We start from the raw sequence: 13,205 nt of genomic DNA on the forward strand, positions 1-13,205 counted from the left end.
GGAGCGGGCTTGCTCGCGATAGCGGTGGGTCAGACACGCATAAGGTGACTGACACGCCGCCATCGCGAGCAAGCCCGCTCCCACATTGAGGCTTCGCTCAAGCCTGGCGGTCGAGTTTTTTCAGGAATACGGTCATCTCTTTTTCGGCCTGCTTGTCGCCATGGGCCTGGGCCGCTTCAATGCCCTTCTCCCATGCCAGCCGCGCTGCAGCACTATCTCCGAGCCCCAGCTGAGCCTTGCCCAGCAGCTTCCACGCCGCCGAATACTTCGGGTCGAACTCGACGCACTGCTGTAGGTGTTCGACAGCCCGGGCGTGGTCCTTCAGGTCCAGGTAACCCTTGCCCAGGCCAAACCGCAACAGCGCGTTATCCACACCTTTGGCGAGCATTTTTTCCAGGGAATCGAGCATGGGTCACTCCGTTTGATCAGAAAAAGCTCAAGCCCACGTGGAATAACTTCTCCACGTCGCGGATATGTTTTTTATCCACAAGGAAGAGAATCACATGGTCGCCCGTGGCGATCTCCGTGTCGTCGTGGGCGATGATCACTTCTTCGTCGCGAATGATTGCGCCAATGGTGGTGCCCGGCGGCAGGCCGATGTCGCGAATCGCCTTGCCGATCACCTTGCTCGATTTCGAGTCGCCATGGGCAATCGCCTCGATGGCTTCCGCCGCGCCCCGCCGCAGCGAGTGCACGCTGACGATGTCGCCGCGACGCACGTGCGCGAGCAGCGTACCGATGGTCGCCAACTGCGGGCTGATGGCGATATCGATGTCGCCGCCCTGGATCAGGTCGACATAGGCCGGGTTGTTGATGATGGTCATCACCTTCTTCGCCCCCAGCCGCTTGGCCAGCAGCGACGACATGATGTTGGCTTCGTCATCGTTGGTCAGTGCCAGGAAGATATCGGCGTCGGCGATGTTCTCTTCCATCAACAGATCGCGGTCCGAGGCGCTGCCTTGCAGCACCACGGTGCTGTCGAGGGTGTCGGACAAGTAGCGGCAGCGCGCCGCATTCATCTCGATGATCTTGACCTGATAGCGGCTTTCGATGGCCTCGGCCAAGCGTTCGCCGATCTGCCCGCCCCCGGCGATGACGATGCGCTTGTAGCTCTCGTCGAGCCGGCGCATTTCGCTCATCACTGCACGAATATTAGCCTTGGCGGCGATGAAAAATACTTCGTCGTCGGCTTCGATCACCGTATCGCCCTGAGGCAGGATCGGTCGGTCGCGACGGAAAATCGCCGCGACGCGGGTTTCCACATTCGGCATGTGCTCGCGTAGCTGGCGCAGTTGCTGACCGACCAGCGGCCCGCCGTAGTACGCCTTGACCGCCACCAGTTGCGCCTTGCCCTCGGCGAAATCGATCACCTGCAGGGCGCCGGGAATCTCGATCAGGCGCTTGATGTAATGAGTGACCACCTGCTCGGGGCTGATCAGCACGTCGACCGGGATCGCATCGTTATCGAACAGACCGGCGCGGGTCAGGTAGGCCGCTTCACGCACCCGGGCAATTTTGGTCGGGGTGTGGAACAGCGTATGAGCCACTTGGCAGGCGACCATATTGGTCTCGTCACTGTTGGTCACGGCCACCAGCATGTCGGCGTCGTCGGCGCCGGCCTGGCGCAATACCGTCGGGAACGAGGCGCGACCCTGGACCGTGCGGATGTCCAGGCGATCGCCCAGGCCACGCAGGCGCTCGGCGTCGGTGTCGACCACAGTAATGTCGTTTGCTTCACTGGCCAAATGCTCGGCCAGCGTACCGCCGACCTGCCCTGCGCCGAGGATGATGATTTTCATCCGGTCACTCCCTTAAAAACCATTCAACCGCGTGCAGCGGCAATTTTGATCAGTTTGGCGTAGTAGAAACCATCGTGCCCGCCTTCCTGCGCCAGCAATTGACGACCGTGGGGCTGCTTGATGCCGGCGCTCGTGGCGAGGTCCAACTCCCGTGCGCCGCTGGTGCGGGCGAGGAAGGCCTCGATCACCTCGGTGTTTTCGGTCGGCAAGGTCGAACAGGTGGCGTAGAGCAGAATGCCACCGACTTCCAGCGTCGGCCACAAGGCATCCAACAACTCACCTTGCAGCAGCGCCAGCGCGGCGATGTCGTCGGGTTGGCGGGTCAGCTTGATGTCCGGGTGACGGCGGATCACGCCGGTGGCCGAACACGGTGCGTCCAACAGGATGCGCTGGAAGGGTTGGCCGTCCCACCAGGTAGCCGTGTCGCGCCCGTCGGCCGCGATCAACTCGGCGCTCAGGCCCAGGCGGGCGAGATTTTCCCGCACCCGCACCAGGCGCTTGGCTTCCAGGTCCACCGCCACGACACCGGCCAGGTCGGGTTCGACTTCCATGATGTGGCACGTCTTGCCACCGGGTGCGCAGCACGCGTCGAGCACCCGTTGGCCGGGGGCCAGGTCGAGCAGTTCGGCAGCCAGTTGCGCGGCTTCGTCCTGCACGCTGATCCAGCCGTCGGCAAAACCCGGGAGGCTGCGCACATCAGCCGCGGCCTCGAGGACGATACCGTCCTGGCTGTACGCGCAGGTAGCGGCCTGGATACCGGCGTCTGCCAACAACTGCAGATAGGCCGCGCGGCTCTGATGACGGCGGTTGACCCGCAGAATCATCGGCGGATGAGCATTGTTGGCCGCGCAGATCGCTTCCCAATGCTCGGGCCAGAAGGCTTTCAGGGACTTTTGCAGCCAGCGTGGGTGCGCGGTACGCACCATCGGATCGTGTTCCAACTCGGCCAGCAATGTTTCACTCTCACGCTGGGCGCGGCGCAGTACGGCGTTGAGCAAGGCTTTGGCCCAGGGTTTTTTCAGCTTGTCGGCGCAACCGACGGTTTCCCCGATGGCGGCGTGGGCCGGCACGCGGGTGTAGAGCAATTGATAAAGCCCAACCAACAGCAGCGCCTCGACGTCGGCATCGGCGGCCTTGAAGGGTTTTTGCAGCAGCTTGGCCGCCAGCGCCGACAAGCGCGGCTGCCAGCGGGCGGTGCCAAACGCCAGGTCCTGGGTAAAACCGCGATCACGCTCTTCGACTTTATCCAGCTGGGTTGGCAACGAACTGTTGAGCGAGGCCTTGCCGTTGAGCACAGCGGCCAGGGCCTTGGCGGCGGCCAGACGTGGGTTCATTGGGCGGTCGCTCCCAGGAGTGTGCCCACGGCAAATTTTTCCCGGCGACTGTTGAACACGTCGCTGAAGTTCAGCGCCTTGCCGCCAGGTAATTGCAGACGGGTCAGGCATAACGCCTGTTCGCCGCAAGCCACCAACAGGCCATCCTTGCTGGCGCCGATGATTTCACCGGGCGCGCCCTTGCCTTCGGCCAGGCTGGCTGCGAGGACTTTCAAGGCTTCGCCATTGAGGCTGCTGTGGCAAATCGGCCACGGGTTGAACGCGCGCACCAGGCGCTCCAGTTCTACGGCCGGGCGGCACCAGTCGATGCGCGCTTCGTCTTTATTCAGCTTGTGGGCGTAGGTGGCCAGGTTGTCGTCCTGCTCTTCACCTTGCAAGGTGCCTGCGGCCAGGCCGGCAATGGCCTGGACCACGGCGGGCGGACCCATTTCGGCCAGGCGGTCGTGCAGGCTGCCGCCGGTGTCTTCGGCGGTAATCGGTGTGGTGACTTTCAGCAGCATCGGTCCGGTATCCAGGCCGGCTTCCATGCGCATCACTGTCACACCGCTTTCGTTGTCTCCGGCTTCGATGGCGCGCTGGATCGGCGCCGCGCCGCGCCAGCGTGGCAGCAGCGATGCATGGCTGTTGATGCAACCCAGGCGCGGAATATCCAGCACCGCTTGCGGCAGGATCAAGCCGTAGGCCACCACCACCAGCAAATCCGCTTCCAGCGCGGCCAGTTCGGCTTGGGCTTGCCCATTGCGCAGGGTCGGCGGTTGCAGCACGGCAATGCCGTTCTCCAGCGCCAGTTGCTTGACCGGGCTGGGCATCAGCTTTTGCCCACGGCCGGCCGGACGATCTGGCTGGGTGTACACCGCGACGATGTCATGAGGACTGGCAAGCAGGGCTTTGAGGTGTTCGGCGGCAAACTCGGGAGTGCCGGCAAAAACGATGCGCAGTGGCTCGGTCATGGGAAACGTCTCACAAAAGAAAAAGGCTTGCCGCAGCAAGCCTTTGAAAGAAGGGAATCAAGCTTGCTGGCGATGCTTTTTTTCCAGCTTCTTCTTGATCCGGTCGCGTTTGAGCGTGGACAGGTAATCGACAAACAACTTGCCGTTGAGGTGGTCGCATTCGTGCTGGATGCACACCGCCAACAAGCCTTCGGCAATCAACTCGAATGGCTTGCCGTCGCGGTCCAGGGCCTTGATCTTGACGCGCAGCGGGCGCTCGACGTTCTCGTAGAACTCCGGTACCGACAGGCAACCTTCCTGATATTCACCCATCTCTTCGGTCAGCGGCTCGAACTCGGGGTTGATATACACCCGCGGCTCGCTGCGATCTTCGGACAGGTCCATGACCACGACACGCAGATGTACGTTGACCTGGGTCGCCGCGAGACCAATTCCCGGGGCCTCATACATTGTTTCAAACATGTCATCGACCAACTGACGAATCTTGTCGTCCACTACGGCCACTGGTTTGGCGATAGTGCGCAGGCGCGAGTCCGGGAATTCGAGGATGTTCAAAATAGCCATAAGCGTAATTGCTGCACATGTGAGGTAGAGGCAAATCGGCGCCGGGAAGGATCCCGGGCGGCCGGTGTGGAACGCTCGCAAGCCGCGAAGGCCTTGGCGTTACACGCGAACACACATAATAAAGGAGATTGACCCCATGAGGAAATCGCTACTGATCGTGCTGCTGTGCGCCCAGGCGGTAACCGCCAATGTGTCGGGCTCGTCCGAAGCAGATTATCCACCGTCGCCGCGACCGCTGGACAGTCAGACACAAAAGGCTATCCAGGTGTTCTTGTTGCATAACCGCATGCTCGACACGCCCCATTTGCTGGACACGGCGCCTTATGTTGTCGCCGCACAAGCCGGGAGAGTGTTGGGCGCCAACGGTGAGCGCATTTACGCACGAGGTGCCTTGAGCCCCGCGCAACCGAGCTATGCGATTGTCCGCAAGGGCAAGGTTTTTACCGATCCGGTCAGCCAGGAGCTGCTGGGGATAAACCTCGATGACATCGGCACTGCCCGCTATGTGGCGGCGGGCGATGTCACCACCTTGGCGGTGTTGCGGGTGACCCAGGAGATACGCACGGGCGATCGCCTGCTCGGCGCACAACCCTCGCCAGATCTCTCAACCCTGCTGGTTTCCGCACCGGCCCCCGGACTGGCAGGAAGAATCATCGACGTACCCCGCGGCGTCACCCGGATTGGCGTGCTGGATACGGTCATTCTGAACAAGGGCCGGCGTGATGGCCTGCAGGACGGGCACCTGCTCGCCGTGACGCAAGCCGGTGAAACCGTGCGCGACACCGTCTCAGGCACGCCGGTACAGATTCCCGAAGAGTACGCGGGCACGCTTTTGGTGTTTCGTACCTATGAAAAGCTCAGCTATGGCCTGGTCCTCAGTGCGATACGCCCGCTGGCGGTAATGGACCGGTTTCAAAGCCCCGCGCCAACGCAATAATCCGCCTGGCAAAGAAGTTACCAACAGAGTTATCCACAGCTTGTTCTTGATCAAGGATGATCACATGTCATCAATCGACACCCAGGGCATTTCCCCGGCGGAGCTGGAAGCCCGGCTGCGTTTACACCGGCTGCCGGAGCTGGGCCCCAAGCGTTTCAAAAAACTCATCGAGGCCTTTGGTTGTGCCTCGAAAGCCCTCGGCGCGCCACCCAATGCCTGGCGTTCGCTGGGATTGCCGGCGGCCTGTGCCGAGGCTCGACGCAGTCCGCAGATCCGTGATGGTGCCAGCAGCGCATTGGCCTGGCTGGAAGGTCCTGCCCAGCATTTACTGATGTGGGACCAGCCGGATTACCCAGCATTGCTGGCGGAACTGGAGGATGCGCCGCCCTTGCTTTTTGTGGCTGGTGCCTGCGCGATCCTGGAAAAACCGCAGTTGGCCGTGGTCGGCAGCCGACGTGCTTCGCGGCCGGGCATGGATACCGCCGCCGCCTTTTCCCGCAGCCTGGCGAGTGCCGGTTTTGTCATCACCAGTGGGCTGGCCCTGGGTATAGACGGTGCGGCCCATCAGGCGGCATTAGATGTCGGTGGTCAGACAATCGGCGTGTTGGGTACCGGTCTCGAAAATTTTTATCCACAGCGCCACCGACGACTCGCCGACGCGATGATTGCACAAGGCAGCGCGGTGGTTTCGGAGTTTCCGTTGGACAGCGGGGCCCAGGCTGGCAACTTCCCGCGACGCAACCGCATCATCAGCGGTTTGTCCCTCGGGGTACTGGTGGTTGAGGCGAGTGTCGCCAGCGGTTCGTTGATCACTGCCCGACTGGCGGCGGAACAAGGGCGTGAGGTGTACGCGATTCCGGGTTCCATCCACCATCCAGGCGCCAAGGGCTGTCACCGGTTGATTCGCGAGGGGGCGGTGCTGGTGGAAACCATCGAACATATTCTCGAAGGGTTGCGAGGGTGGCAGGCGCTGTCGCGGCCGGCACCGATTCCGGTCACGCATCCATTGATTGCCTTGCTGCACGCCGCGCCGCATACCAGCGAGGGCCTGGCCATTGCCAGCGGCCAAGGCCTGTCCGAGGTGTTGGCGAGCCTGACGGAGTTGGAGCTGGAGGGCCGTGTGATCTGTGAAAGTGGTCGTTGGCTCGCGCGCAGTTAGGTTTTGTAATGAAGATCGGTAAACTGCACAGAGCTTTAGTCCGGAGAGTGAGCAATGGTCAACAGGTGGCGTGTGCAAGAAGCCGCACGAGAAATTCGCGCAGGCGCGGTGATTGCCTATCCGACCGAGGCCGTCTGGGGCCTGGGCTGCGACCCTTGGAACGAGGAAGCGGTGGACCGTTTACTGGCGATCAAGGGCCGGTCGGTGGATAAGGGCTTGATTCTGATCGCCGACAATATTCATCAATTCGATTTTCTCTTCGAGGACTTTCCGGATACCTGGATAGACCGCATGGCCAGTACCTGGCCCGGCCCCAATACCTGGCTGGTGCCCCATCAGAACCTGCTGCCGCAGTGGATCACGGGGGTGCATGACACGGTCGCGTTGCGGGTCAGCGATCATCCGCTGGTGCGGGATTTGTGTGCGCTGGTGGGGCCGCTGATTTCCACCTCGGCCAACCCGCAAGGCCGACCGGCGGCCCGCACGCGGATTCGCGTCGAGCAGTATTTCCGCGGCCAGGTGGATCTGGTGCTGAGTGGAAGTTTGGGCGGGCGCAAGAATCCGAGTTTGATTCGCGACTTGGCGACTGGCGAGGTTCGGCGCCCGTCCTGAGACCCAGGCGCGGCTATCGCGAGCAAGCTCGCTCCCACATGTTGATCGGTGTACGCAGGTCAAATGTGGGAGCGGGCTTGCTCGCGATGGCGTCCTTCCAAACACCTAAGATGTCACGGCAACAAAATAGTCGACCCAGTCGTACGCCGCGCCGACAACTCGGTCTGCGCCTTCGCCGCATCCGCCAGCGAGTACCGCTGGTTAATGTCGATCCGCACCTTGCCGCTGTCGATCATGCTGAACAGATCATCCGCCATTGCCTGCAGGTTCTGCGGATTGTTGGCGTAGGTCGCCAGCGTCGGTCGGGTCACGTACAGCGAGCCCTTGGCCGACAGAATGCCCAGATTGACCCCCTCCACCGCACCCGATGCGTTGCCGAAGCTGACCACCAGGCCACGGGGCGACACGCTGTCCAGCGAGGCCAGCCAAGTGTCCTTGCCCACGCCGTCGTACACCACCGGGCATTTCTTGCCGTCGGTCAACTCCAGTACCCGTTGCGGAACATTTTCCTTGCTGTAATCGATGGTTTCCCAGGCACCGAGCGATTTGGCCAGCGCGGCTTTTTCCGGCGAGCTGACTGTACCAATCAGCTTCACACCCAGGGCCTTCGCCCATTGGCACGCCAGGGAACCGACACCGCCCGCTGCCGCATGAAACAAGATGGTTTCACCGCCTTTGAGTTCATAGGTCTGGCGCAGCAGGTACTGCACGGTCAGGCCCTTGAGCATGGCGCCGGCGGCCTGTTCAAAGCTGATGCTGTCCGGCAGGTGCACCAGGTTGGCGGCTGGCAGCACATGCAGCTCGCTGTAGGCACCCAGTGGTCCGCTGCCATAGGCCACGCGGTCGCCGACCTTGAATTGCGTGACTTCGCTGCCCACCGCATCCACTACTCCGGCCCCTTCCGCGCCCAGGCCCGAGGGTAAGGCCGGAGGTGCATACAGGCCGCTGCGGAAGTAGGTATCGATGAAGTTCAGGCCAATCGCTTTGTTGCTGACGCGGACCTGCTGCGGTCCCGGCTCTGCCGGCGTGTAGTCCTCATATTCAAGTACTTCGGGGCCGCCATGGGCTCGGAACTGGATACGTTTGGGCATCTGCACTCTCCTTGGGTCGTTTTCACGAAGGACTCCTATCGGACTCCTAAGCTTGATCTTCGTCAACTGCGGCAGTACTCGAGGCGGTGTTATCCTGTGCGCCCATTTGCCGCCGATGCCCAATGGCCTCGCGTAGCTTTGCCCGATTCAAGGTGATGCCATGACTACCCGCACCGAGGCTGTTAAAGCCTACCTGCTCGACCTGCAAGACCGTATTTGCAGTGCCCTGGAAACCTTCGAGACGGACACTCGCTTTATCGAAGACGCCTGGACCCGGCCGGCCGGTGGCGGGGGGCGCACGCGAGTGATCGAGAACGGTTCGGTGATCGAAAAAGGCGGCGTTAATTTTTCCCACGTATTTGGCGCGAACCTCCCACCGTCTGCCAGCGCCCACCGTCCCGAGCTGGCCGGTCGCGGCTTTGAGGCCCTGGGCGTGTCGCTGGTGATCCATCCGCACAACCCTCATGTGCCGACGTCCCACGCTAATGTGCGGTTTTTCATCGCGGAAAAAGACGGCGAAGAAGCCGTCTGGTGGTTCGGCGGCGGCTTCGACCTGACACCTTATTACGGTAACGAAGAAGACTGCATCCACTGGCACCGTGTGGCCGAGCAGGCTTGCGCGCCGTTCGGGCCGGATGTCTATGCACGCTACAAGGCCTGGTGCGACAGCTATTTCCATATCAAGCATCGCAACGAGCCCCGTGGCATCGGCGGCCTGTTCTTCGATGATTTGAACGCGTGGGACTTCGACACCTGCTTCGCTTTCATGCGCGCCATCGGCGATGCCTATATCGACGCCTACCTGCCGATCGTCCAGCGCCGCAAGGCCATGGCTTATACCGAGCAACAGCGAGCATTCCAGGAGTTTCGTCGTGGCCGCTACGTGGAGTTCAACCTGGTGTATGACCGCGGCACATTGTTCGGCCTGCAATCAGGCGGGCGTACCGAATCGATCCTGATGTCCCTGCCGCCGCAAGTACGCTGGAGCTATGACTGGAAAGCCGCCGCCGGGAGCGAAGAAGCGCGCCTGACCGATTACTTTCTGCAAGATCGCAATTGGCTGGGCGTTGCCGCGCCGAAGGCGGCCAGCTGATGGATCGTTATGTGGTGTTTGGCAACCCCATCGGGCACAGCAAGTCGCCGCTGATCCATCGCTTGTTCGCCGAGCAGACCGGCGAGCAGTTGGACTACAGCACTTTGCTCGCGCCACTGGAGGATTTCACCGCGTGCGCCCGTGAGTTTTTCCAACAGGGCCGTGGCGCTAACGTGACTGTGCCGTTCAAGGAAGAGGCTTATCGCCTGGCCAACACCCTCACCGAACGTGCCCAGCGTGCCGGCGCGGTAAACACCTTGAGCAAGCTCGCCGATGGCAGCCTGCTGGGCGACAACACCGACGGCGCAGGCCTGGTGCGCGACCTGACCGTCAATGCCGGGTTCAGCCTTGAGGGCAAACGCATTCTTCTGTTGGGTGCCGGTGGCGCTGTACGTGGGGCGCTGGAGCCGTTGCTGGCGGAGAAGCCGGCGTCGTTGATCATTGCCAACCGCACGGTGGAAAAGGCCGAGTTGCTGGCTGAATCATTCGACGACCTCGGTCCGGTTTCGGCCAGTGGTTTTGATTGGTTGCACGAGTCGGTGGACCTGATCATTAACGCTACGTCCGCCAGCTTGTCTGGCGATGTACCGCCGATCGCCAGCAGTTTGATCGAACCGGGCAAGACCTTTTGCTACGACATGATGTACGCCAAGCAGCCGACGGCATTCTGTCGCTGGGCCAGTGACCATGGCGCTGCCGTGGCGATGGACGGCTTGGGCATGCTCGCCGAACAAGCGGCGGAAGCGTTCTTTCTGTGGCGCGGCGTGCGGCCGGACACTGTGCCGGTGCTGGCTGAGTTGCGTCGACAGCTGGCGCTGTAATCAGTCATCGAACTGGATGGGGCATTGCTCGGCCCCTTCCAGTTTTTTCAATTCATCCACCACTTGCGGTCGGGCCCCACGTAAGCTCAGGCTGCGCCCCAGACCTTCCAGTCGCCTGGCTTCCTGGTGCAGCATGGTCACCCCGGAATAGTCGATAAAGTTGATTTGCTGCGCCTCGATCACCACGCGCTGGCCCTGCAAACTCTGCAACCGCACTTGCAGGTAATGGCTGGCGCCAAAGAAGATCGAGCCGTCGACCCGCAATACGTCTTCCTCCCCGTCGCGCCATTGTTGGACCCGTGGTTGCGACGTGCGCTTGAGGTAGAAAAACAGCGACGCCAGCACCCCGGCATAGATCGCCGCCTGCAACTCCAGCAGCAGCGTGGCCAGGCACGTCAGGCTCATCACTACAAACTCTGCGCGACTGACCCGAAACACCGCCCGAATGCCCTGATAATCCACCAGCCCCCAACAAATCAGCAGGATGCTGGCGGCCATGCTCGGGATCGGGATATGGGCGATCAGTGAGGCCCCGAACAATGCAAACAGCGTGACCCACAAGGCAGAAAATACCCCGGCCAATGGTGAGCGGGCACCCGCCTCAAAGCTGAGCCCGGAGCGTGTGAAGGAACCGGCCGACAGGTAGCCGGAGAAAAATCCGCCGGCAATATTGGATAAACCCTGGGCGCGGACTTCCTGATTGGCGTCGAGCAATTGTTGCGAGCGCGTGGATAACGAGCGGGCAATCGACAGGCTGGTCACCAGTCCCAGCATGCCCACGGCCACCGCGCTGGGCAGCAGGCGCAGGAGCATGTCCAGGTCCAGCAGCGGCAGAGGGCTGAACGGCGGCAGTTTGCCGACAAATGAACTGACCAGCGCCACATGCCCGAACAGCGCCGGCCAGAGCCATGCCGCGAGGCTGCCCAAGGCCAGGGCAATCAACAAAGTCGGCCAGCGTGGTACCCAGTATTTGAGCACCACGCCCACCAGCAAGGTGCCCACTCCGAGCACCAGCGAAGGTCGATCCCACTCCCCACTGTGGCCGATCAACGCCAGCAGGCTATTGATCGCCGTGGCCTCGCTTGGCAGGTCCAGCCCCAGCAGGTTGGGCAACTGGCCCAGGGCAATGACCACGGCGGCGCCGAGGGTGAAACCGATGACCACCGAGTGCGAGACGAAATTCACCAGCGCGCCGAAGCGCAGCAGGCCCAATAACCATTGGAAGACACCGGCCAGAAACGTCAGCAACAGGATCAGGGTGATGTAGTCCTGGGAGCCGGGCAGCGCCAACGGGCTGATGCTGGCGTAGAGCACAATCGAAATCGCCGCCGTGGGGCCGCAGATCAGATGCCAGGACGAGCCCCAGAGACAGGCGATCAGCACCGGGATGATCGCGGCGTACAGGCCATATTCCGGTGGCAGGCCGGCGATCAGCGCGTAGGCGATGGATTGCGGTAGTGCGAGAACGGCGCCACTGAGGCCAACCATTGCGTCACGCCCGATGCTGGCGCGGGTCTGGTGAGGGAGCCAGCGGAGAAACGGAAAAAGAGTATGACGGTTGGGCCGTGGCATGACGAACTCGGGCTTGGGCGATGGAAACAAGGGTGAAGGGTTGGAGGGATTGGAGCAAGGTCTACACAACTGTCAGAAACTGACGAATTTCCCTGTGGCGAGCGGGCTTGCCCCGCGCTGGGCTGCGGAGCAGCCTCAAAACCAGCCGTTGCGGAGTATCTGATACACCGCATTTGGCTTACTGGGGCTGCTTCACAACCCAGCGCGGGGCAAGCCCGCTCGCCACAACAGCGCTATCAGGTCGCCAATTATCAGCAAACTTCTCAGCCCCTCTCCCCCATTGGGGCGGTCCGACGTTTCAGCCGGGTTGGGGTGAGGGGTGGCCGTCAAAGCCTGGCTTTGACAGCCCCTAACGCATCCTCGCCGCCTACCGTCTTCACCCCATCCAGCCATTTATCCAATACCGCCGGATGGGCCTTGATCCAGGCTTTCGCCGCGTCCTCATTGCTGACTTTCTTGTCCGCCACTTCAGCCATGATGCTGTTCTCCATCTCCTGGGTAAAACTCAGGTTGGTCAGCAATTTCCCGACATTCGGGCAGGCCTCGGCGTAGTCCTTGCGGGTCAAGGTGTACACACTGCCGGTGTCGCCAAAGTACTTCTCGCCGCCTTTGAGGTAATGCATCTTCAGCTGCACATTCATCGGGTGCGGCGTCCAGCCGAGGAAGGTGACGAAACGCTTGCGTTTCACTGCCCGGGACACTTCGGCCAGCATCGCTTGTTCACTGGATTCGACCAGCTTCCACTGACCGAGATCGAAGTCGTTTTGCTTGATGATCTCGTGCAGCGAGAGATTGGCCGGCGCGCCGGAACCGATGCCGTAGATCTTCTTGCCAAACTTGTCGGCAAATTTATTCAAGTCGGCAAAATCCCGCACGCCGGCGTCCCATACGTAATCCGGGACCGCCAGGGTGAATTCGGTGCCTTCGAGGTTTTTCGCCAGTTGTACCACGTCGCCATTGGCCACGAACTTGTCGTAGAAGCCCTGTTGGGCCGGCATCCAGTTACCCAGGAACACATCCACCTGGCCGTCCTTGAGCCCGCCGTAGATGATCGGCACCGCCAAGGTGGCGATCTCGGGCTTGTAGCCCATGCCGCTCAACAGAACCCCGGTAATGGCATTGGTGGCGGCGATGTCGCTCCAGCCGGGATCGGCCATCTTCACCGTCTCGCAACGGGCGTCGGCATACACGCTGGCGCTGCTCAACAGCAGCAGCCCAGTGCCCAATAGCCTGGATAAGTGGAGTGTGGATAACGTTTGCATGGCCTTCCCCT

The 13,205-nt window shown here is 61.7% G+C and carries 13 protein-coding genes; 5 read left to right on the forward strand and 8 right to left on the reverse strand.

What is annotated here, in order from left to right:
- Positions 1-97: 97 nt before the first annotated feature.
- From AC6CIA_RS16725 to def, 5 genes are read right to left on the reverse strand one after another with little or no spacing between them, the layout of a single operon-like run.
- A complete protein-coding gene (locus AC6CIA_RS16725) occupies positions 98-409 on the reverse strand; it encodes a tetratricopeptide repeat protein (RefSeq protein ID WP_498313538.1) in 312 nt (103 codons plus the stop codon).
- A 16-nt stretch (positions 410-425) separates the two neighbouring features.
- A complete protein-coding gene (gene trkA / locus AC6CIA_RS16730) occupies positions 426-1,799 on the reverse strand; it encodes a Trk system potassium transporter TrkA (protein ID WP_339529582.1) in 1,374 nt (457 codons plus the stop codon).
- 23 nt (positions 1,800-1,822) lie between these two features.
- The gene (gene rsmB, locus AC6CIA_RS16735; RefSeq protein ID WP_498313540.1) at positions 1,823-3,133 is read right to left on the reverse strand and encodes a 16S rRNA (cytosine(967)-C(5))-methyltransferase RsmB; all 1,311 of its coding nucleotides are present in this window, start codon (positions 3,131-3,133) and stop codon (positions 1,823-1,825) included.
- Entirely contained in the window at positions 3,130-4,083 is a 954-nt protein-coding gene (fmt, locus tag AC6CIA_RS16740) for a methionyl-tRNA formyltransferase (protein WP_498313542.1), read from the reverse strand. The genes rsmB and fmt overlap by 4 nt, the downstream gene beginning before the upstream one ends.
- Positions 4,084-4,140: 57 nt before the next feature.
- Positions 4,141-4,647: a peptide deformylase gene (gene def / locus AC6CIA_RS16745; RefSeq protein WP_339529576.1), complete on the reverse strand. Its 507-nt coding sequence runs from the start codon at positions 4,645-4,647 to the stop codon at positions 4,141-4,143.
- 136 nt (positions 4,648-4,783) lie between these two features.
- Here def and AC6CIA_RS16750 point away from each other — a divergent pair, with 136 nt between their 5' ends.
- The 3 genes from AC6CIA_RS16750 (at position 4,784) to tsaC (ending at position 7,355) form a co-directional block, all read left to right on the forward strand.
- Positions 4,784-5,584 carry a peptidoglycan-binding protein gene (locus AC6CIA_RS16750; RefSeq protein WP_498313544.1) on the forward strand — a complete coding sequence of 267 codons (801 nt, stop codon included), beginning with the start codon at positions 4,784-4,786 and terminating at the stop codon, positions 5,582-5,584.
- Positions 5,585-5,648: 64 nt separating this feature from the next.
- Complete coding sequence (gene dprA, locus AC6CIA_RS16755) at positions 5,649-6,743, forward strand: DNA-processing protein DprA (protein WP_498313546.1); 1,095 nt, start codon at positions 5,649-5,651, stop codon at positions 6,741-6,743.
- 54 nt (positions 6,744-6,797) lie between these two features.
- On the forward strand, positions 6,798-7,355 hold the full coding sequence (gene tsaC / locus AC6CIA_RS16760; protein WP_339529570.1) for an L-threonylcarbamoyladenylate synthase type 1 TsaC: 558 nt from the start codon (positions 6,798-6,800) through the stop codon (positions 7,353-7,355).
- 113 nt (positions 7,356-7,468) lie between these two features.
- Here the strand turns inward: tsaC and AC6CIA_RS16765 are convergent, their stop codons facing one another.
- Complete coding sequence (locus AC6CIA_RS16765; protein ID WP_498313548.1) at positions 7,469-8,446, reverse strand: quinone oxidoreductase family protein; 978 nt, start codon at positions 8,444-8,446, stop codon at positions 7,469-7,471.
- Between the two features lie 160 nt (positions 8,447-8,606).
- On the opposite strand from AC6CIA_RS16765, the gene hemF reads away from it, so the two are divergent.
- The gene (gene hemF / locus AC6CIA_RS16770) at positions 8,607-9,539 is read left to right on the forward strand and encodes an oxygen-dependent coproporphyrinogen oxidase (RefSeq protein WP_339529566.1); all 933 of its coding nucleotides are present in this window, start codon (positions 8,607-8,609) and stop codon (positions 9,537-9,539) included.
- Positions 9,539-10,360 (forward strand): shikimate dehydrogenase, encoded by an 822-nt coding sequence (gene aroE / locus AC6CIA_RS16775; RefSeq protein ID WP_498313550.1) that lies wholly within the window; start codon positions 9,539-9,541, stop codon positions 10,358-10,360. Before hemF ends, aroE begins: the two co-directional genes overlap by 1 nt.
- Here aroE and AC6CIA_RS16780 read toward each other — a convergent pair whose 3' ends face one another.
- Both AC6CIA_RS16780 and choX read right to left on the reverse strand, forming a co-directional pair.
- The gene (locus AC6CIA_RS16780) at positions 10,361-11,932 is read right to left on the reverse strand and encodes a SulP family inorganic anion transporter (RefSeq protein WP_498313552.1); all 1,572 of its coding nucleotides are present in this window, start codon (positions 11,930-11,932) and stop codon (positions 10,361-10,363) included.
- A gap of 326 nt (positions 11,933-12,258) precedes the next feature.
- Entirely contained in the window at positions 12,259-13,194 is a 936-nt protein-coding gene (choX, locus tag AC6CIA_RS16785) for a choline ABC transporter substrate-binding protein (protein ID WP_498313554.1), read from the reverse strand.
- Positions 13,195-13,205: the final 11 nt, after the last annotated feature.

It is taken from the genome of Pseudomonas sp. GQ91 (assembly GCF_059758795.1).